Source organism: Paenibacillus sp. H1-7 (assembly GCF_022354825.1).
Classification (GTDB): domain Bacteria; phylum Bacillota; class Bacilli; order Paenibacillales; family NBRC-103111; genus Paenibacillus_S.
The window spans coordinates 2,011,894-2,031,513 of sequence record NZ_CP031168.1 but is presented as its reverse complement, the minus strand read 5'-3'; the positions used below and the strand labels follow the sequence as shown (position 1 = coordinate 2,031,513).

Genomic DNA, 19,620 nt, shown 5'->3' with positions numbered 1-19,620 from the left:
CTGTTGTACCAGAATCTTGAAAAGCCTTATAATGGAAAGAAACAATCCGGGAAAATAGAATGGGAGTGGAAACGATGGAAAGAATAGCGGTCATCTCCGACATCCATGGGAATGCAACGGCTCTGGAAGCAGTAATAAAAGATATCCGGCGAAGACGCATCAAGCGGATTATTTGTCTCGGAGATTTGGCAGGCAAGGGTCCTCAGCCCGCGGAAGCCGTCGATCGTATTCGGGAAGTATGCGAATCCGTCGTTCAAGGCAACTGGGATCTGGGAATCAACCTTCCGCAGGATAAAGAAGGCGGCATCTGGCAGCAGGAGAAGCTCGGAGCCGAACGGCTGGAATATTTAAATACGCTTCCGTTTTCGATCGACTTGAGCTTGAGCGGCAAATGGATCCGGTTGTTCCATGCGTCACCTCAGAGCGTCAATACCCGGGTTAACCGGAAAGCATCCAAAAAGGAAAAGCTTGCCATGTTCCAGCACACCGAAATGACTGCGAGGCCTGACTTCGCCGGGTCGGATGAACGCATTCCGGATATCGTCGTTTATGGAGATATTCACGTTCCTTACATGCAAATGATCAAATCGAAGGAGAAAAAAGGGCTTCTCCTCTATAATGTAGGCAGTGTGGGCGCACCTTACGACGGGATTCCGCAGGCAAGCTACGGGATTTTGGAGGGAACGCCGGATGCAGCAGGCGACGAGCCTTATTCCATCCAGCTTGTTCGTGTCCCTTACGACGTGGACAAAGCGATTGCCGCCGCAGAGCAGGAAAACATGCCGGGCCTCGAACGGCTTCGCTATGAGCTTACGACGGGTCTGGAGCAGTGATAGCCTCAGCAGCGTGCGCAGAATGTGAGTATTTCCCAATCCTATGGTACAATGAAAGATAGTTAGTTAAACAAATAAACTATTTCAACTCAAGACATAGTACGCACACAGCAGGAAAAGAGGAGAATCGTTTTGGCAAGATGGAAAATCAATTTGACCGTGCTATGGCTCGGCCAGTTTCTGGTCATGAGCGGGATGACGATGATCACTCCCTTTTTGCCCCTGTACATTCAGGAAATGGGCCTGCAGGATCAGCACGAGATTGCGATTTGGTCGGGAGTGATTTTTGCAGGTAACTTTGTCACCTCGTTCCTGTTTCAACCGATTTGGGGCGGCTTATCCGACCGTTACGGCCGCAAGGTGATGCTGCTTCGCTCCGGATTCGGGATGGCGATTGTCATGACGCTGATGGGCTTCGCCACAAGCCCGTTGCAGCTGCTGGGCCTTCGTATTGTTAACGGGGTTATCAGCGGATTTATGCCTGCCGCGGTGGCGCTCATGTCGACGAATACACCGAAGGAGAAAATCGGCTTCGCGATGGGTACCCTTCAGTCGGGGGGCGTAGCCGGGTCGATTCTTGGGCCTTTCATCGGGGGATTGCTAGCGGAATGGGTTGGTTTCCGTCCGATCTTCTACATAACCGGACCGCTCTTGTTCTGCGCTTCCTTATTGGCGCTGTTCCTCGTCAAAGAAAACTTCGATGCGGCGGCGGCCAAGAAAAAGCCGGCCATCTCAACCATCGAAGGCTTTAAGGAATTGAAAAAAACGAAAGAGCTGCCCGCTCTTTACGCCGTTACTTTCGTCATCCAGTTTTCCATGCTGAGCTCGATGACGCTGATTCCGCTCTTTGTACAGGAATTGCACGGCAAGGGCGAATTGCTGGCATTTTACGCCGGTCTCGTCGGATCGATTACCGGCTTCTCCAATATGATAGCTTCGCCGCTGTTAGGAAGGCTTAGCGACCGGATCGGCTCCGTCAAAATATTGGCGGTGTGCCTGGTTGGGGCGGCGGTCTCGTTCATCCCGCAGGCCTTTGTGACGAACATTTGGCAGCTGTTCGCCTGCCGCTTCATGCTCGGCATCTTTATGGGCGGCATGCTGCCCTGTGTACAAACGCTCATCAGCAGCTTCGCACCCAAAGGAATGGAAAGCCGCGCTTACAGCTTTAACACCAGCTCGCTAAGCTTGGGCAATATGCTTGGTCCTGTCATTGGCGGACTGCTCTCGGGATGGATGCACATTCAAGGACTGTTTATCATGTCCGCGGTATTGCTGTTTGCCAACGCCCTATGGGTGCGCAAAGCGCTGTTTCACAGCAAGGCTCGCCCCAGCGAAAAGTCCGGCTGAGCTTGATCAATGGAACAACGAATCGGAGGTGCTTCTGTTAATGAAAGTGAACGTGAAAAAGGTTTTGTTCATCCTCGTTTGCGTAGAGCTGATGATATGGTACTGGGCCACGTTGGACACGTTGGATCAGCCTGGGCAAGTCGTCTACCAGCAAACCTACGACGAGCAGGAAGCGCCTCCGCATTCGAAGGAAGGAGCCGTCGTGTTTAAGAAGGCGTCCTGACCGGTGCAGGGATAAGTGCTGTAAAGCGGGGAGGCGCCGACGCGCCAGGCTGTAACGCGGTTTTTACGCGTTAAGGCGATGGCTGCGGCGTGCTTGGTGCGCGAATGCGTGCTGTAAAGCGGTTTTTCCGCTTTACGGAAGCGAGGAGGCGCCGAGCGCGAGGCTGTAACGCGGTTTTTCCGCGTTAAGCTGATAGCTGCGGCGTGCTTGGTGTGCGAATGCATGCTGTAAAGTGGTTTTTCCGCTTTACAGAGCGAGTTGGCGCCGGGTGCTGGACTGTAACGCGGTTTTTCCGCGTTAAGGCGGTGGCTGCGGCGCGCTTGGTGTGTGAATGCGTGCTGTAAAGCGGTTTTTCCGCTTTACAGAGCGAGTTGGCGCCGGGCGCTTATCTGTAACGCGGTTTTTACGCGTTAAGGCGATGGCTGCGGCGTGCTTGGGTGCGCGAATGCGTGCTGTAAAGCGGTTTTTCCGCTTTACGGAAGCGAGGAGGCGCCGAGCGCGAGGCTGTAACGCGGTTTTTCCGCGTTAAGGCGATGGCTGCGGCGTGCTTAGGACACCAATGCATGCTGTAAAGCGGTTTTTCCGCTTTACAGAGCGAGTTAGCGCCGGGCGCTCAGCTGTAACGCGGTTTTTCCGCGTTAAGGCGGTGGCTGCAGTGCACTTGGGACGCGAATGCTTGCTGTAAAGCGGTTTTTCCGCTTTACAGAGCGAGTTAGCGTCGGGCACTGGGCTGTAACGCGGTTTTTCCGCGTTAAGTCTATCTTTGCGCCAACAATATTAAAAGCCTCCGAGGAACAACCAGTCGGTTGTTTTCCGGAGGCGCTTTTTTTATCGTACTCGTGCGATAGCCAAGCCATCGTAGGCCGGCAGTATGACGCCTTCGAGACGAGGATCACGAGCCATTTTTTCGTTGAACTCGCGCATTTTGACTACCCGGTTACCCTTCTCCTCAGGATTCATGCTGCTTCCGTGCATCAAAGTATTGTCGCCAAGAATGATTGCTCCAGGGTTGGCTAGTTTGATCGCCCACTCCAGGTAATTCGGATAGTTGCCCTTATCGGCGTCGATGAAGAACAGGTCGAACTTCCGCCCCTCAGCTTGCAGCTGCCCCAGACTGTCCAGCGCCTCGCCCACTCGGTACTCCACCTTATCTCCCAGCCCTGCTTCGCTTAGGTGTCGCAACGCTACATCCGCATACTCCTGCTTAAGCTCCAGCGAAACAAGCTTGCCCTGCTCCTCAAGTCCGCGTGCCAAACAAATGCCGCTGTATCCGCCAAGCGCCCCGATCTCGAGAATCTGCTTCGCTCCGGTCATCTTGACTAGCAGCGTCAGCAGCTTGCCGTAGCCCCGGGCGATCGAGATTTCAGGCATTCCATTGGCGCGGATTCCCTCAATGACTTTGTTCAGCTGCTCGTCTTCCTCCAACAGCGACTCCACATATTCCTCGGCGCTCATTTGCGTCATGCCCGAATTCCTCCGTTTCATTTGTATAAACGCATCGTTTATCCTATACTAGACTATTGTATGGCTTTTCCAAAGAGACTTCAACCGGTGAGAATACCGTCTTATCGACGTATTCCGAAGTTAATCGGCCTTAAAGTGAGCTTGTTGAGAAATCTAAATCTAAGGAAATTGAAATGTGGTTAGATACTCAGATTGAGGTATGCACCTCCTGCCAGGCTTACGTAGCAGGCTTTGCCGCGTTATGCTCTTAATATCGAACCCCGTGATTCCGATAAGAAATAAAGTATTTGAACAGGCTTCAAAGGCGGACGTGAACAAAGAGGTTTCTGCTGAAAAATTGGCATCGTAAGCAGACATGCCCTCACCTGCCTATAACGATCATTTCGAAAAAATAACACTTTTCAACAATCTGAGTTTTACAGTAGCAAAACTCGCTTTGTGAGCAAGGTTGTTTTTACGGCCAATTCGAATTTTGCCTCCGATCGCCTCGGGCTTTTATAAATTTTATTGTGGTGAAAAAAGCGCAAAATGGGATTGTTAACTATACGGTCTGGTTCAGACGTTATGAAGATATGGAGTGAAGAGAATGTCGGAAATTCAATTAATAGCCACGGCTCCGATGGGGCTGGAGGCTGTAGTCGCCCGTGAGGTGCGCGATTTGGGCTATGATAAAGTAACCGTCGAGAATGGGCGCGTTAGCTTCATTGGTGACGAGTTGGCCATCGCGAGGGCAAACCTGTGGCTGCGCACGGCGGATCGCGTGCTGGTGAAGATGGGCCAGTTCGAGGCCCGCACGTTCGACGAGCTGTTCGAAGGGACCAAGGCGCTCCCGTGGCCGGACTGGATTCCTGAGAACGCCGAGTTCCCGGTTGAGGGACGTTCCCACAAGTCGCAGCTGTCCAGCGTGCCTGCCTGCCAAGGCATTGTGAAGAAAGCGATTGTGGAAAGCATGAAGCAGCGGTACCAAACCGAATGGTTCCGCGAGACCGGCGCGCGCTACGTGATCGAAGTCGCGCTGCTGAACGACGTGGCGACGCTGACGCTCGACACGACCGGGGTGGGGCTGCACAAGCGAGGCTACCGTAAGCTCGTTACGGAAGCCCCGCTGAAGGAGACGATGGCAGCAGCACTGGTGCTGCTGAGCCGCTGGCGGGCGGAACGCCCGCTGTACGACCCGTTCTGCGGGTCGGGAACGATTCCGATCGAGGCGGCGATGATCGGGTGGAACCTGGCGCCGGGGCTGCGAAGAACGTTCGCAGCCGAGGCGTGGCCCGTCGTGCCAGAGGCCCTATGGGCCGAGGCACGGGAAGAAGCCTACGATCTTGTGCGGGACGATGTCCCGCTGGAGATCGCAGGCTCGGACATCGATCCGGAGGCGATCGATGTAGCGCTTGCGGCAGCGAAGTCGGCCGGGCTCGCGAAGGAGCTGACGCTGAAGGTGCTGCCGGTGGCCAAAGCCCAGCCCGCCGGCAATTACGGCTGCATCATTACGAACCCGCCTTACGGAGAACGTCTCGGCGACCGGGGCGAGGTCGAGAAGGTGCTGCGCCAGTTGGGCGGCATCACCTCGCAGATGCCGACATGGTCGGTCTTTATAATGAGCCCGAGCAAGCAGCTGGAGCATTATATGGGACGACCTGCCGACAAGAAACGCAAGCTGTTCAACGGCCGGATTGAGTGTAACCTGTACCAGTACATGGGCGAAGGCGGACTGTACGGCTGGCGGCAGGACAAGCCATCGGATAATGAACAACGGGAGCGTTAATATCCGCTCTCCTCATAACAAATAAAGAAACCCCGTGCGAAGGACGACGTTCTCCCTACCATCTACTATAAAGATGGATGAACCTGTCCATCGGCGGGGTTTACCTTTATAAAGCTTGATCAAACGGATGCGCTGCAGGTTCCGGTCTGATCAGCCATTCCGGCTGCAGCCATCCGGTAAGGGTCGCTACTAGCACTAGCCTTCCAAGCTCCGTCCATCCATCAGATACAGGAACTCCGCTGCCAGTTCGGATTATTCCGTCCGCTCCATGTATTGCTCCCGTCTCGGTCCATTAGAGACAGCGCGAATCGGAACGCCGATCTGCCGCTCGAGATAACGGACATACTGCTTCGCTTCCTCCGGAAGCTCATCATATATTTCGATTCCAGTAATGTCGCATTTCCAGCCGGGCAGCCATTCGTAGACCGGAACAGCACGCTCCAGAAGCCCCGTAGTAGGGAATTGTTCCGTTCTTACTCCATCAATTTCATACGCCGTACATACAGGGATTCGATCCAAATAGCTCAGCACGTCCAGCATTGACAGCGCTACCTCGGTAGCCCCCTGCAGCATGCAGCCATAGCGTGTCGCAACAGCGTCGAACCAGCCCGTCCGGCGCGGCCGTCCGGTCTTGGCGCCGAATTCGCCGCCCCGATTACGCAGCTCATCCGCTTCGGCTCCATGAAGCTCCGTGACGAACGGCCCTGCGCCGACACAGCTGGAGTAAGCTTTGGCTACGGCAATAATGCGCCCGATTGCATATGGCGGTATCCCCGCTCCAACGGCAGCAAAGCCGGCCAAGGTCGAAGAAGACGTCGAGTACGGGTAAATGCCGTGATCCGGATCGCGCAGCGATCCAAGCTGACCTTCCACGAGCAGTGATTTCCCTTCACGAAGCATTGTGTGCATTAGTACCGTCGTGTCGCAGACAAAGGGTCGAATGATTTCCCCTTCCTGCATCAGCTGCTCTACCAGCTGGTCCGAAGCCATCGCGCTGCGCCCGTACAGATGCTCGAGCAGCGTATTTTTCGCTTCCAATGCATGGTTCAGCTTGGCGCTCAGCCGGTCTTGATCGTACAAATCCGCCACTTGGATACCCAGCTTTGCATATTTATCGGCATAAAACGGAGCAATACCGGATTTGGTCGAACCGAACTGCCTGCTTCCCAGCCTCTCCTCCTCCAGCTCATCGAATAGAATATGATAGGGAACCACCACCTGGCACCGGTCCGATATTCGCAGCTGCGGCTTCGGCACATTCCTTGACATCAGCTGATTGTACTCATGGATCAGCCCGCTCATATTAAGCGCTACCCCGGGACCCAGCACATTCACTACATGTTCGTGAAACACGCCTGAAGGAAGCATATGCAGCACAAATTTCCCGTACTCGTTAATGATCGTATGGCCTGCATTGTTGCCGCCTTGAAACCGGATCACCGCATCGGCGGCCGCCCCCATTCGGTCCGTCACCTTGCCCTTGCCTTCATCTCCCCAGTTAGCTCCCACGACAGCCGTTACCGTTCCTTTCATTTCGCACCGCTTCCTCTCTCATTGTTTTGACAAAAAACCTCGGCTACTCCATCCGTAACAACCTCTTAAGCTCCATTTGATTCATTCAGCTGAGGTTTCTTTTACGATCTCATTATATTCTGTGATATGATATTAGAATAATGAATAATATAGATAGCTTATATAAGTGGAGGTAATAGGTAATGGAGCATCATCTGGACGGGTACCGGGTATTTCTCGCCATCGCCAAGACAGGCAGCTTCTCCCGTGCGGCGGAAGCGTTGTATATTACTCAGCCGGCGGTAAGCCATTCGATGAAGCAGCTCGAGGAAAAGCTGGGAGGGCCGCTGTTCTTCCGCACATCTCGCGGGGTGAAGCTGACGGTGGAAGGAGAGGTGCTGCTGCGCTATGTCGATCAGGCGTTCAGCCTGCTGACGGAAGCGGAGCGGAAATTGACCGAGATGCACCAAATGCTGGGAGGCGTCGTCCATATCGGAGCCAACGATACGTTGTGCAAGCATATTTTGCTTCCTTACCTCGAGCGGTTCCACAAGCAATACCCCGATGTAAAGCTGCATATTACGAACCGGACCTCCCATGAGACGATCAAGCTGCTAAAAGAAGGCAAGATCGATTTCGGCATCATCAATTTACCGGCAGAGGACCCGCAGCTGACCATTCGTCCATGGAAGCCGCTGCACGATATCTTTATCGCAGGAGCAAGCTTCAGGCATTTAAAGGACCAGCCGGTCTCCGCCGCCGAACTGGCTGCCTACCCAATCATCATGCTGGAAAAAGACAGCAGCATGCGCAGCTATATCGACCGGTATTTTCATAGCCAGCAGGTGCGGCTCGTTCCCGAGTTCGAGCTGGGCAGCATGGATTTGCTCATCCAATTCGCCATAACCGGCCTAGGCATTTCCTGCGTTACGGCGCAATTCGCCGAGGATGAGCTTTCCTCCGGCGAGCTGTTCGCCCTGCAGCTGGAGCCGCCCATACCGCCCCGGCATATCGGGATCGTGACGTTAAAGGACGTCCCGCTATCTTTTGCAGCCAGAACGATGCTCGATCTTTGTCTGCAGCAGTAAGCGCAGTCCGACAAAGCAGGTCCAGCGCTTTTTTCTCCATAAAAAAAGCATGCTTTACTGCCCGTTCGTGCAGTAAAGCATGCTTTATTCGAAGATTCTATCGTGGTTAGAAGACCTATCGTTATGCTCCGGTTCGAGGCTTGGCGGGATCGCAATTCGGTCGTTTGACTCCTGCCGTCTGCGCCAGCTTCGTCAAATAATAGCACAGCTCGCGGGCCATATGGTCCGCTATTAGAGGCTGTACCGTACCTAGCATTTCTTTGCTCAGAGCCAGCTCCTCCAGCTCCCGCAAAAACTCGCGGAACAGCGCCGACTCCAGCTCAACTTCCTTATGAAAACGGGACAATGCCGGAAAATCATGCAGATTCGTTCTCATATATCCTGCCAGCTCGATAGCTTTTACATAAAAATCGGTAAAATGCGCCTCGAACGTCCTGCTCATCTCAATCAGCCGTTTTTCCGTTATATCAAGCTCTGCTGCAATGATACCGGCATGACCTGACGTATCCGAGAGCCAGATCAAATGATGGTGCACTTTATCAAACACGGGCGGCGTTTCCCCTTCCAGCAAGAAGGGCAGCACCCTCAAATATTCCTCAACCTCATTCACCATATGGTTCAAGAAAGTGGGGGAAAGCTGAATGCCTATGCGGCCTGCAAGCGAGCGTTCCAGCAGATGAAGCTTGAAGAGCCGGATCTCCTGGGCTTTTTGAAATGCCGCCTGATTCAGTTCCATCATTTGGGATACACCATCATGCTGCCTTGCCCGCTCCAGCAATCGATCGAAAGCGGCTATAAAGCAGCTTGTGCGCTCTATTTCTTCCTGTTCGTTCGGGGCGAGCGCATTGAAGATGAAGCGGGCATGATCGCCAAGCACTTGAAGCCAAAACCGATGTTCGAACAAGGCGGCCGAGCCATAGTCGGACTGGTCCACGGTTGCACTCCTCCCATAGGCAGCTTGTATCCGGCATACCTAGTTACTTGGCGTGTTTCCGGATCATAGGCATTTGTCATGATTTCTACTCCTATGCAAGGTATGCTCAATCATCCGGGTCGGTGCATAACCGCTAATCCTTGATCCCCACGTCGTTTGAGCAACGAGCGCTATCATCGCTTTTATTAGGCTAAACGTCTTGCTTCGGCACGACAGCTCAAGTAGTCATACAGACTTAAGAACAAGTCATTGACAAAATCGCACCGGAACGAAAATTTCACTTCGCCGCGCCAGTAAAACGTCAGCAAATGGCTGTTTTTGCCCATTACCATCTCTACATCCCAGCATGGATTGTGCAGATCGAACACTTCCTGGTTTATAAACATTTTAGGGCCTTCATTCGACAAATAGACTCCGATCAGATTGCTGCCGATTTTTGTGAAAAAGCCTTGTCTGGTCATAAACTCCCGTTCTTCGTTCGACATGATCTCTCTCCTTCCTTTGATTGTGTGTACTCGAAACATGAGAAAAAACTCCTCGTCACCTAGGCGGGAGTCCGCTATATATGCGTATCACCGTTCCTTCGGCAGCTGGCTGGCAGGTTTGCTCCTGAGAAGATCCTTAGCCCCTTTAGCTTTGCGTCGCAGGCTTTCGCCTGTTTTGCCTTTTTCGAGTTCGAAATTTGTCAATTCGTGTAATGAAATACGACAAGAATAGCATATAAGATAGGACCAATGGAATACATAATTCAAATTTCCTATTTTTGTGCCGTTTCTACGGACTTAAGACTCATTTTGTATAAAATTTGTCCTCTGTAGTAAAACCATGTACCCGCCAGCGTAATAACAGCCATAGTCGTAAATAAGGACGGACCGCCCCAATGAGTGAGAAGAACGCCCCCCACCAACGGACCTACAAAATGCCCGACATTGTTAAACGACTGAGCCCCGAAATAGGTTCCTCTCATCCCCTCCGGGGCCAATTGGTCGACGAGCACGTTCGCTTGAGGGTAATTGAGAATTTCACCCAACGTGAAAAAGAACATGGATACCATAAAGCCGAACCAGCCTGCGGATACGGCAAAGCCGATATCTCCGACGGCGAACAATACATTGCCTGCGGTAATAGCGATCATAGGACCCCAGCGTTCGAACATCCGCGACAGCGGCACTTGAAACAAGACGACGACAACCGCATTCAAGCTCATCAGCATGGCGAACAGCGCCGCGCCGCCTGCTACATTTTGCTCCACATATTGCGATAAAGTCACCGTCATTTGGGCATACCCGATAGCCCCCATGATCGATCCTCCGATATAATAACGGAACACCCGGTCCGCACGTACGACATTCCAGGAGGACTTTATCGTTATCTCGCTCCGTTTCTCCCCCTCAATCCGCTTGATTCCGAATCGCTGCAGCAGCACGTACAATCCGATCGCATACAGCAAGTAAATCAAGCCTGTAGCCATGAATGGAAGCCAAACCTCCATTGTGCTGAAAAAAGCGCCAAGCAGTGGACCCACCGCCACACCAACGTTGATGGCAATGTAGCGCAAGGAAAATACCTTCAGCCTTTTTTCACGCTCCGTTACATCGGCCATCAGTGCTTGAGATACCGGCTCATACAAGGAGCGGCATAGTCCGTTCAGCATATTCAGCAGCATGAAGGCAAGCGGAGACTTGACCATCGCGAATCCTCCAAAAACGACGACCCAGCCGGACAAGGCGAACAGCATGATCGTTTTGCGCCCCAGCCTGTCCGACAAAGCGCCGCCGACAAATCCGCCGACGGTAGCCGCCAATGGGCCCAGGCCAACGATCAAGCCTATAAGGACGGGGTTTATATGCGATTGTTTCGATAAGTAAATGGCCAGAAAAGGCATACTCATGGATGAAGCGGTTCGGGCGAGGATCGTGCCTAGCAGAAGAACATGAACGATAGGATGATAGTCTTGCAAAAAGCGGAGTAAACGCTGCATACGGTGTGCCCCTTTACGGTAAATCTAGTACGTCCGTTTTATTTACCATAGGTAAATAAATAAAAAGATTTCCCCATTATACTGCATACCGCTGCTTTTGTCTTTACAAAAAAGTTAGCCGCTTCCCTTATCTTTACACAAAAAAAAGCCCGGCTGCTTGCGCCAGGCTTCTCGGTTTCTGTCGTGGATTCGTCGTATCAACGCTGAATCACGATTTTTTGATATATTTCGCCGCTTTCTCGATAGCTTCGTCTTCCGTAGCTCCGGTTACATACCTTCCGTTAATGAAGATAAATGCAAACCGCGAGCAAGGTCCGCAGTACGATTTGCAGCCGATCTTGATCTCCGTACCGGGAGCCAGCTTCTGAAGCTTCGGTACAGCCGTCTTCATTTTCATATGCTTGCATTTATCGCAGACGCGAATATCGTTCGCCATAGTAAACCAAATCCTTTCCTATCGCAAAACGGCTTAGTGGTCCCCGTGATTGCCCTTGCTAGGATTGGTTACGGCGAAGCCTTCTTCCGGCGTATAGAAATAGTCGATGCGTACTCCGTCCAGCAGCGGCTCGTCTTTTTTCAAAATCACGTCGATGCCTTTGTCCGTGCTTACCACTTCATCCTCTTCCGTCGGAGTGTCCAAGCTCATGCCATAGTGGGCGTGGTCTCCGTGGCTGTGTGTAATATAAACGCGGAGCTTCAATTCTTTGTTCTCTTCTTTTTCCAGTTCAGCCAACAGCATTTTGGCCGCATTGCGCGAAATTTTGCAGTTCATTGTCGGTGACATCTCCCACTGTAGGTTTTCTCCTTATTGTAAAGAAACCTGTCCGGGAAAGCAACCCGCAAGCCGCCGTTAATAAGAATTGTGATGTACTAGACGCTCGACGATATTCAAATCCAACTCGCCCGTTACAATCGGATTCGCCCAGCGGCCCTTCGTATCCGGCCCCAGGTGGTAGTCGTGAATCGATGTCGTGTCCTTGAGCATATTGCCCGTCAATACGCATACAGCTGTCTCCTCGCGATCTATTACCCCTTGGTCAACCAGCTTCCGCAACCCTGCAACCGAAGCCGCGGAAGCAGGCTCGCAGCCGATGCCGCACTGGTCGACGCACGCTTTGGCATCCATGATCTCCTCATCCGAGACGGATATCGTAACCCCGTTCGTTTGCTCTATTGTGTATAAGAGCGCCTTTTTCCAGCTGGGCGGGTTGCCGATATTGAGCGCCGAGGCGACCGTTGACGGATTCGGCTCGGGAATCAGCTCTTGACGGCCTGACGATACCATCCGGTGAAACGGGCTTGCTCCCTCCGCTTGAACTATGGCGACCCGCGGCAGCTTGTCAATGAATCCGAGCTCCAACAAGTCCCGCAGCCCCTTCCCTAGAGCCGTTGCATTGCTCAATGCCCCGCCAGGCACAACAATCCAATCCGGCAGCCGCCAGCGCAGCTGATGGGCGATTTCGTAAACGATGCTTTTCTGGCCCTCGATCCGAAACGGATTGATCGAATTGCATACATAGAGACCGAGGGCTTCGCTATGGCGTTCACTGAACCGGATACCGGCATCGTACGTACCGTCAAAAGAGATGAGCTTGGCACCGTAGGCCAAGGTTTGCAGCACTTTGTTCATCGAGATGCTGCGGCTCGGCAAGAATACGTAAGATGCACATCCGGCAAGAGCCGCATACATCGCGAGCGACGAGGATGTGTTGCCGGTCGACGTGCACGTAAATTTCGTGTAGCCGAGAGAACGGCCATGGGATACGGCGACGGCCATGCCGTTATCCTTGAAAGAGCCGCTCGGATTTTCGCTTTGCGCTTTGAGCAGCAGCCGGCGAATGCCGGTATATCTGGCGGCCGGTGCGGAATCGTACAAACCGGTATTTCCTTCGAACTTTGTCGTCATATCCTCTTCGGGAAGAAGGGGATGAATGAGCTCCTTATAGCGCCAAACCCCGCTGGCATACGGCGTCATCCGTTCGGACAGCCTGCTGTCGAACAGCCTTCTAAGCCGTTCGCCGTCCAACGCGCGAAAGTCGTGCACGATGTCCAATAATCCGCCGCATGTGCAGAGGAAAGGGTTTCTTGCTTGATCCATCGGTATCTCGGTACCGCATTCCGTGCATTGAAATTTCATGAGTAAGCACCATCCTTGCTAGAAAGTCATTTGAATACGTTCTGCTTACCCCTTACAATAAAAGACAACGATACATCAAACAAATATATATATTTTTGATTTATATAAATTAAATTTATGTTTCCATGAGAACGAAGGTGGTGTGGGTTCATGAATTTGCATGCATTGAAATTGTTTTATGAGACCGCGACCCGTGGCGGAGTCACCCGGGCGGCCGAGGCGCTGCACATCAGCCAGCCGGCTGTAACGGCGCAAATCCGTAACCTGGAGCAGGAGCTCGGCTTAACGCTGTTCGCGTCGCAGGGAAGAAGCCTCCATTTAACCGATGCCGGCGAGCTGCTGTACGGTTACGCCGAGCGCATGTTCGCTCTGGAGAAGGAAATGGACCGAAGACTTATCGACTACAGGGACGGGATCCACGGCCGACTGACCCTTGCCGCGACGTATCTCCCTGCCAACCATTTGCTGCCCGTATGGCTGGCCGCCTTCAAGCAGCGGAATGAGCAAACCATGCCTACCGTCATGACGGTGAACTCCGCCTCCGCTTATGACAAGCTGCTGCATTACGAAGCGGATCTTGCTTTTATGGGAGGAAGCAAGGAAGCTCCGCGAGGCATCGTCCGCGAGGAGCTTCTGGAGGATGAGCTGTGGTTCGTCGTACCTGCCGGTCACCGGCTTGCCGGAGCCCATATCGGACTTCCCGAGATGATGCGGGAGCCCTTCATTTTGCGCGAGGAGGGGAGCTCCTCCCGGGACATGCTGTTCGCGCTATGCCAGCTCCATCATTTGGAGCCTCCGCGCGTCGGTCTGCAGTTTAACGGGCTGAACGAGACGATTCGGGCCGTGATGGCGGGCTACGGCGCCATTTTCTTGTCGGCGCTGGAGGTTAGCGACTACGTGCGCCAAGGAAGCGTCGCCCGCGTCTTCGTCGAGAGCGTCCGGCTAACCAATCCCATCGCCGCCTGCATGCGGGCTGATGAGGAGTTGACGCCGGTCGCCCGTTTGTTTCTCTCGTTCGTGAAGGAGTATATGGCGAAATCAACATGATCGCTTCAGTTAACTTAAGCTTTCCTCATGCGTTAAAAAGAAACGGTCAGCAGCCTGTTCGGGATGCTGGCCGTTTCTGTTAAAAATATACATAAACCAAAGTAAATCGAGGCAAGATACAAATATTGCTAATAATCACCATTTATGCAGTTATAAAAGAGGGAGGTGTGCCATGTCTACCGCACAACATACAAATCCTAACAATAGCCCGCCTAATGAAGCATCCAGCGATTCCATAAGCGACTCTTTAGAAAAGAATGAACTCATTCTCAGACATAAGTTTCAAAGCTGTTATGATATCGTTTTTCGGAAGGTCCTGATTTTTGGACATATCCATGTTTTATTGGTTTATTTGGATGGTTTGGTAGATACCAGGGCATTAGATACCGTGTTGCTCAAGCCTTGGATGCTGGAAGCTCCCCGACCTGGACTGGAAGAGATAAGCTCTGTAGATTTGATGTTAGAGCAACAGCTGGTCTCCATCGCAAAAACCAAAACAACGGAGACAATGAGCGATGTTGTACAAAGCATTTTATCCGCTAATGTAGTCATCCTATCGGACGGAGTAAGCAATGCAGTTATTGCCGAGTTGAAAGGCTTCGAGCAGCGAGCCGTTGAAGAGCCAGCCAGCGAGACTACGATTCGGGGTCCAAGAGAGGCCTTTACAGAAAACATTAATGTGAATACAAGCCTGGTTCGCAGGAAAATTCAGAGCACCGCACTTAAAATGGAGTCCATAACCGTCGGCAGTCTTTCGAAAACGACGATTGTCATCGCCTATATTGAGGGAATCGCAAAAGATTCGATCATTGAAGAAGTTCGAAAACGAATCCGGCATATTCAGATGGATACTGTGCTTGACGGTAATTTTATCGAGGAGTTCATAGAGGATCACCCGTTCACTTTATTCCCGCAAATGCAGAGCACCGAACGCCCGGATATTGTTGCTTCCAGCCTCGCAGAGAGAAGAGTAGCGGTTTTCGCTGACGGTACACCCTTTGTACTCATCCTCCCCTGTTCCTTTTGGAGCGCATTTCAGTCGGCTGACGACTTTTATGAGCGATTCATTTACGCTACACTTATCCGTTGGTTAAGGATGCTATTGGTGATAACTTCACTATTCCTGCCTTCTATGTATGTTGCAATCACGACGTTTCACTCCCAATTGTTACCCACGAATTTTTTGCTCAGTATTACATCTGCTCGTGAAGGGGTTCCCTTTCCGGCGGTCATCGAGGCATTTATGATGGAATTTTTATTCGAGGGCTTGCGAGAGGCCGGAATACGAATGCCGCGTCCGACAGGGCCTGCAGTCAGTATTGTTGGGGCGCTAGTTATTGGACAGGCAGCCGTTCAGGCGGGGATTGTTTCGGCTCCGATGGTCATCGTGGTTTCCCTGACGGGAATCGCTTCTCTCATTACCCCCAGATACAGTATGGGGATGGCTTTTCGAATGCTCCGGTTTCCGATGCTCATTATTTCAGGGATGTTCGGATTATACGGGATTACTATGGCTACCATATTCCTTCTCATTCACCTTACGAATCTGGAGTCATTTGGAGTCCCCTATTTAAGTCCGATAGCTCCGCTGACAAAGACAGAATTAAAGGATGTATTAATCCGCGCGCCGAGGTGGAGTATGCATACGATACCGTCATCCGGTTCTGCCCGAAATAGATTACGAATTCCCAAAGGTCAACAACCGGGAGGGAACCAAGGAGACGAAGCACGATGAAGCATCGCCCGATTGCTTTCATTGTTTTGATACTCTGTATCGCTTTAACTACAGGTTGTTGGGATCGCGAAGAGCTATCAGACAGAGCATTTGATCTTGCCGCATCGGCCGATCTTCAGAAAGACGGGACGTATTTAACAGCCGCTCAATTCATTATTCCCTCTAGTGTTGTACAAGGCTCTAATGGAGGAGCCGGCGGCAATAAACCTTACTTTATTGAGACGGGCAGCGGGAAAAGCACCTTTGAATCCATTCAAAAAACGCGGCAAAAGCTTTCGCGAATCATAACCCGCGGTCATCGGCGCAATTATTACTTTGGAGAGGATCTGGCTAGAAATGGAATCAAAGATATGCTGGATGCGTTTGCTCGAGATCCGGGTAATCGAATTCGGCTGGACATTTGGGTGGTCAAGGGAAATACAGGCTTGGAGGCTTTGCAGGTGCAATACCCTCTGGAGAAAATTCCTTCCGTCGCATCGCTTAAAATACACAGAGCGGTTGGAGGCAGCGCGGGCACATCCTATCTCGACTTTATGATTGCCTCAAGTGCCGAAGGGGGCTGCGCAACTTTACCTGTAGTAGACATCGTACAAGGGCCTTCCCCACAGAAAACGATCCGATTTTATGGCCGGGCTATATTTAATAACGAGCTTAAATTAGTCGGTTATCTAAATTTTATTGAGGGCGCTTATCGGCAGTGGATCCTCGACGGAATATCTTACTTGGACTTAGTGGAAGACATTCCCGAAACAGACGGGAATGTCGGTATCATCATCACCAAATTCGGAAGGAATTTAAAGAGCAGCATATCACCGATAAACAAATTGAAGATGGAGATCGAGCTAACCGGTAAGGGACTTGTTGGAGAGAACAATACCCATTTGGACCTTAGCAAGGAGAAAAACTTGCAGCTGGTTCAGCATACGATCAATAAAAAAACTAGCGAGCATGTGCTTAAAATGATCACTAAAGTTCAAAAACAGTTTGGAGCGGATGTACTTGGTTTCAATCAAACCTTAAATCGTCAGCATCCGAGTGATTGGAACAAATTAAAAGGACAGTGGCACACGATTTTTCCTGACATAGAGGTTACGGTCAAAGTAAATGTAAATTTACAATATATTGGATTGGTCAGATCACCGCTCCAATACAAGGAAAGAGAGATCAAACAATGAAAATTTCCGGGTATCAGCTATTTTGGCTGATTTTCACTATGGAATTTGGGATGACAGCCATTTTTACCGTCTCGCCGGCCATTTTTCTCGCCAAGCAAGACGCATGGATTTCAATCATCCTCGCAACTCTGATATGCATATTCACTACCGTTGTAGCCGTAAAATTAAGTCTCCTTTACCCGGAGCAAACCTTTATTCAATACAGTCAGTCGATTCTTGGAAAGTGGCTGGGAACCATCATCCTGGTTCCTTATTTTTTGATGTGGTTGTCCGTGACTGGCGTCATTTTGAGAGAATTTGCGGATTTTGTGTTCATTACCTTATTCAGCTCTACGCCGCTATGGATCGTTATTCTCATTATGCTAGGCGCTGTCGTTTATGTCACCTGTACAGGGGGTCTTAGAAGTATCAGCCGTTGCAGTGAAATCATCGGTCCTGTCAGCACGGCAGGCTGTTTTTTCATTATTGTTTTTAGTGTGAAGGACTGGGACTGGCTTAGGCTTCTTCCGGTATATTCCAACACGGGATGGTTACCTATTGTAAAAGGAAGCCTGGCACCCGCCTCTTTCCTTGCAGAGTCCTTTATGGTGGTCATGTTAATAGCCTTCATGCCAAAACCGGAGCGGGCTCTGACCTCCACCTTATGGGGGATTGCAGCCGCATCCGTAGCCTTTTTGGCAATGACCTTGATAGTGATTATGGTCTTCGGGCCGAATTTACCGGCCAAGTTTATTTATCCCCTTTATTCCGTTGTTACTTATATTTCCATAATGGATTTTATCCAGAATGTCGATGTTCTGGTTGTGTTGCTTTGGATCATCGGCATTTTTATTAAGCTTTCCCTCTATTTTTTTATAACCAGCTATGGTTCCGCACAATTATTTCAGATTAGAAAATGGAAGCGCACCGTTTGGTTGATAGCGCCTATTGTTTTTGTGGTTTCCTTGCTGCCGCGAAACACTAACGACACCATGTACTTTGCAAAATTTTGGAGCAATGTGGTATTTCCGATCAATCTCATAGGTATTCCTTTATTAATGTGGATGATGGGTACCATTCGTAAAAAAAGCATGCTGCACTAGCATTTTCGCTCCGGCTCACGCTGGAACAGAAGCTGTTCCAGCAAAGTCGTGGCAGCAGGCGCCGTCTCAGCCACGATCGTACCGTGGCTGACAACATACCTGCACGCCGGCTGCCTGCTCAGCAGCTCGGGTGTGTCCTCTGCCGGCAGCAGAATGAAGCTTGCCGGCTTGCCGATATCGAGGCCGTACCGGTCCTCGATTTGCAATACCCGGGCGGCGCGGGTCGTAACCATGCGCACCGCCTCCTCCATCTCCTCCCGGCCCGTCATATGGGCCAGATGGACCGCCATGTGCGCCGCTTGCAGCAGGCTGCCGGCGCCGAGCGGGTAAAACGGCGTCCGGATGTCGTCGTGAGCGATGCTGACGTTGACTCCGGCGCGCCACATTTCCTTAATCCTTGCAATCCCTCTGCCTTTAGGGAAGCTGTCGAATCTTCCCTGCATGGCGCTGTTGATCAGCGGGCAGCAGACGACATGGATCCCTGAGCGGACCAACAAGCCAAGCAGCTTCTGGAAATACGCTTCGCCATAATAAGCCGAGGCGTTGGCATGACTTGCCGTTACACGGCCGCGCAAACCGGTACGAAGCGCATAGTCGGCCACCGCCTCAAGGAACCTCGAGTGGCCATCGTCCAGCTCATCGCAGAACACGTGAACAAACCGGTCATAGTGCTCGGCTAGCGAGAAGCAAATGTCCAGCGATCGCATCCCTTCCTCCCGGGTATGCTCGCAGTGCGGAATCGCTCCAACCCCATCGGCACCCAGCCGAAGCGCTTCCTCCAACCGCTCTTCATTATCGGGGCATGAGCAAATCCCATCCTGCGGAAAGGCGATAACCTGCAGGTTCAAATAAGGCTTGACCCGCTCGCGCAGCTCCAGCAGCGCCTTGAGCGCCGTTAAGTCCGGATCGGAAATGTCAGCCTGGGTCCGCACATGCAGCACACCGTTAGCCGCCTGCATGCGAAGCACTTTTTCCGCCCGCTTCATGACATCTTCTCTGCTTAAGCGTTGCTTGCGCTGCTGCCAGAGCCGAATTCCTTCGAACAAGGTCCCGCTCTCGTTCCATGCAGGCTCGCCTGCCGTTAGAACGGTATCCAGATGAATGTGCGACTCGACAAATGGCGGCAGTAGAATGTGTCCCGTGCCATCGATTATCCGCTTTCCGCTATTCTCAGGGATGTCTCCGATGGCAGCGATCCGCCTGTCCCGGACGGCAATATGGACGGGAGCGGTCTCCCTCTGCATCCGTACGTTACGAAACACCAAATCGTACATACGCTTCTTCCTTTCCGTTACCA

The 19,620-nt window shown here is 51.8% G+C and carries 18 protein-coding genes and 1 riboswitch; of the genes, 9 read left to right on the top strand and 9 right to left on the bottom strand.

Going from position 1 to position 19,620, the window contains the following annotated elements; translation table 11 throughout:
- The first annotated feature begins 74 nt into the window (after positions 1-74).
- The 3 genes from DVH26_RS09265 to DVH26_RS09255 all read left to right on the top strand — a co-directional run bounded on the left by DVH26_RS09265 (position 75) and on the right by DVH26_RS09255 (position 2,403).
- Positions 75-833, top strand: a complete 759-nt coding sequence (locus DVH26_RS09265) for a metallophosphoesterase family protein (RefSeq protein WP_239633412.1) — start codon at positions 75-77, stop codon at positions 831-833.
- 132 nt (positions 834-965) lie between these two features.
- On the top strand, positions 966-2,180 hold the full coding sequence (locus DVH26_RS09260; protein ID WP_239633411.1) for an MFS transporter: 1,215 nt from the start codon (positions 966-968) through the stop codon (positions 2,178-2,180).
- 40 nt (positions 2,181-2,220) lie between these two features.
- The gene (locus DVH26_RS09255; RefSeq protein ID WP_239633410.1) at positions 2,221-2,403 is read left to right on the top strand and encodes a hypothetical protein; all 183 of its coding nucleotides are present in this window, start codon (positions 2,221-2,223) and stop codon (positions 2,401-2,403) included.
- An 828-nt stretch (positions 2,404-3,231) separates the two neighbouring features.
- Here the strand turns inward: DVH26_RS09255 and DVH26_RS09250 are convergent.
- Positions 3,232-3,867, bottom strand: coding sequence for an O-methyltransferase (locus DVH26_RS09250; RefSeq protein WP_239633409.1), 636 nt, complete (start codon positions 3,865-3,867; stop codon positions 3,232-3,234).
- A gap of 586 nt (positions 3,868-4,453) precedes the next feature.
- Here DVH26_RS09250 and DVH26_RS09245 point away from each other — a divergent pair.
- A complete protein-coding gene (locus DVH26_RS09245) occupies positions 4,454-5,632 on the top strand; it encodes a THUMP domain-containing class I SAM-dependent RNA methyltransferase (RefSeq protein WP_239633408.1) in 1,179 nt (392 codons plus the stop codon).
- A gap of 252 nt (positions 5,633-5,884) precedes the next feature.
- Here DVH26_RS09245 and DVH26_RS09240 read toward each other — a convergent pair whose 3' ends face one another.
- The gene (locus tag DVH26_RS09240; RefSeq protein ID WP_239633407.1) at positions 5,885-7,165 is read right to left on the bottom strand and encodes an adenylosuccinate synthase; all 1,281 of its coding nucleotides are present in this window, start codon (positions 7,163-7,165) and stop codon (positions 5,885-5,887) included.
- Positions 7,166-7,347: 182 nt separating this feature from the next.
- Here DVH26_RS09240 and DVH26_RS09235 point away from each other — a divergent pair, with 182 nt between their 5' ends.
- The gene (locus DVH26_RS09235; protein WP_239633406.1) at positions 7,348-8,232 is read left to right on the top strand and encodes a LysR family transcriptional regulator; all 885 of its coding nucleotides are present in this window, start codon (positions 7,348-7,350) and stop codon (positions 8,230-8,232) included.
- Positions 8,233-8,353: 121 nt separating this feature from the next.
- On the opposite strand, the gene DVH26_RS09230 is transcribed toward DVH26_RS09235, so the two are convergent.
- The 6 genes from DVH26_RS09230 to thrC form a co-directional block, all read right to left on the bottom strand.
- Positions 8,354-9,166, bottom strand: coding sequence for a DUF2935 domain-containing protein (locus DVH26_RS09230; protein WP_239633405.1), 813 nt, complete (start codon positions 9,164-9,166; stop codon positions 8,354-8,356).
- 185 nt (positions 9,167-9,351) lie between these two features.
- Positions 9,352-9,651 carry a hypothetical protein gene (locus tag DVH26_RS09225; protein ID WP_239633404.1) on the bottom strand — a complete coding sequence of 100 codons (300 nt, stop codon included), beginning with the start codon at positions 9,649-9,651 and terminating at the stop codon, positions 9,352-9,354.
- Between the two features lie 97 nt (positions 9,652-9,748).
- Positions 9,749-9,841, bottom strand: a riboswitch (cyclic di-GMP riboswitch).
- A gap of 82 nt (positions 9,842-9,923) precedes the next feature.
- Positions 9,924-11,147, bottom strand: coding sequence for an MDR family MFS transporter (locus tag DVH26_RS09220; protein WP_239633403.1), 1,224 nt, complete (start codon positions 11,145-11,147; stop codon positions 9,924-9,926).
- A 208-nt stretch (positions 11,148-11,355) separates the two neighbouring features.
- Complete coding sequence (locus DVH26_RS09215; protein ID WP_239633402.1) at positions 11,356-11,583, bottom strand: YuzB family protein; 228 nt, start codon at positions 11,581-11,583, stop codon at positions 11,356-11,358.
- Between the two features lie 33 nt (positions 11,584-11,616).
- Complete coding sequence (locus DVH26_RS09210; protein WP_239633401.1) at positions 11,617-11,919, bottom strand: iron-sulfur cluster assembly accessory protein; 303 nt, start codon at positions 11,917-11,919, stop codon at positions 11,617-11,619.
- A 78-nt stretch (positions 11,920-11,997) separates the two neighbouring features.
- Positions 11,998-13,284, bottom strand: a complete 1,287-nt coding sequence (gene thrC / locus DVH26_RS09205) for a threonine synthase (RefSeq protein ID WP_239633400.1) — start codon at positions 13,282-13,284, stop codon at positions 11,998-12,000.
- 150 nt (positions 13,285-13,434) lie between these two features.
- On the opposite strand from thrC, the gene DVH26_RS09200 reads away from it, so the two are divergent.
- The 4 genes from DVH26_RS09200 (at position 13,435) to DVH26_RS09185 (ending at position 18,323) form a co-directional block, all read left to right on the top strand.
- Positions 13,435-14,331 (top strand): LysR family transcriptional regulator, encoded by an 897-nt coding sequence (locus DVH26_RS09200; RefSeq protein ID WP_239633399.1) that lies wholly within the window; start codon positions 13,435-13,437, stop codon positions 14,329-14,331.
- Between the two features lie 172 nt (positions 14,332-14,503).
- On the top strand, positions 14,504-16,066 hold the full coding sequence (locus DVH26_RS09195) for a spore germination protein (protein ID WP_239633398.1): 1,563 nt from the start codon (positions 14,504-14,506) through the stop codon (positions 16,064-16,066).
- Positions 16,063-17,241 carry a Ger(x)C family spore germination protein gene (locus DVH26_RS09190; RefSeq protein WP_239633397.1) on the top strand — a complete coding sequence of 393 codons (1,179 nt, stop codon included), beginning with the start codon at positions 16,063-16,065 and terminating at the stop codon, positions 17,239-17,241. Before DVH26_RS09195 ends, DVH26_RS09190 begins: the two co-directional genes overlap by 4 nt.
- Positions 17,238-18,323, top strand: a complete 1,086-nt coding sequence (locus tag DVH26_RS09185) for a GerAB/ArcD/ProY family transporter (RefSeq protein WP_239633396.1) — start codon at positions 17,238-17,240, stop codon at positions 18,321-18,323. The genes DVH26_RS09190 and DVH26_RS09185 overlap by 4 nt, the downstream gene beginning before the upstream one ends.
- On the opposite strand, the gene codA is transcribed toward DVH26_RS09185, so the two are convergent.
- Positions 18,320-19,597, bottom strand: coding sequence for a cytosine deaminase (gene codA, locus DVH26_RS09180; protein WP_239633395.1), 1,278 nt, complete (start codon positions 19,595-19,597; stop codon positions 18,320-18,322). The two genes, DVH26_RS09185 and codA, sit on opposite strands and share 4 nt — an antisense overlap.
- Positions 19,598-19,620 lie beyond the last annotated feature (23 nt).

Bases quoted from the DNA above. Each gene is read 5' to 3' on its own strand.
- DVH26_RS09240 (WP_239633407.1), bottom strand. From the start codon at position 7,165: ATGAAAGGAACGGTAACGGCTGTCGTGGGAGCTAACTGGGGAGATGAA.
- DVH26_RS09245 (WP_239633408.1), top strand. From the start codon at position 4,454: ATGTCGGAAATTCAATTAATAGCCACGGCTCCGATGGGGCTGGAGGCT.
- DVH26_RS09265 (WP_239633412.1), top strand. From the start codon at position 75: ATGGAAAGAATAGCGGTCATCTCCGACATCCATGGGAATGCAACGGCT.
- thrC (WP_239633400.1), bottom strand. From the start codon at position 13,284: ATGAAATTTCAATGCACGGAATGCGGTACCGAGATACCGATGGATCAA.
- DVH26_RS09190 (WP_239633397.1), top strand. From the start codon at position 16,063: ATGAAGCATCGCCCGATTGCTTTCATTGTTTTGATACTCTGTATCGCT.
- DVH26_RS09195 (WP_239633398.1), top strand. From the start codon at position 14,504: ATGTCTACCGCACAACATACAAATCCTAACAATAGCCCGCCTAATGAA.
- DVH26_RS09210 (WP_239633401.1), bottom strand. From the start codon at position 11,919: ATGAACTGCAAAATTTCGCGCAATGCGGCCAAAATGCTGTTGGCTGAA.
- DVH26_RS09200 (WP_239633399.1), top strand. From the start codon at position 13,435: ATGAATTTGCATGCATTGAAATTGTTTTATGAGACCGCGACCCGTGGC.
- DVH26_RS09215 (WP_239633402.1), bottom strand. From the start codon at position 11,583: ATGGCGAACGATATTCGCGTCTGCGATAAATGCAAGCATATGAAAATG.
- DVH26_RS09220 (WP_239633403.1), bottom strand. From the start codon at position 11,147: ATGCAGCGTTTACTCCGCTTTTTGCAAGACTATCATCCTATCGTTCAT.
- DVH26_RS09225 (WP_239633404.1), bottom strand. From the start codon at position 9,651: ATGTCGAACGAAGAACGGGAGTTTATGACCAGACAAGGCTTTTTCACA.
- DVH26_RS09250 (WP_239633409.1), bottom strand. From the start codon at position 3,867: ATGACGCAAATGAGCGCCGAGGAATATGTGGAGTCGCTGTTGGAGGAA.
- DVH26_RS09255 (WP_239633410.1), top strand. From the start codon at position 2,221: ATGAAAGTGAACGTGAAAAAGGTTTTGTTCATCCTCGTTTGCGTAGAG.
- DVH26_RS09185 (WP_239633396.1), top strand. From the start codon at position 17,238: ATGAAAATTTCCGGGTATCAGCTATTTTGGCTGATTTTCACTATGGAA.
- DVH26_RS09235 (WP_239633406.1), top strand. From the start codon at position 7,348: ATGGAGCATCATCTGGACGGGTACCGGGTATTTCTCGCCATCGCCAAG.
- codA (WP_239633395.1), bottom strand. From the start codon at position 19,597: ATGTACGATTTGGTGTTTCGTAACGTACGGATGCAGAGGGAGACCGCT.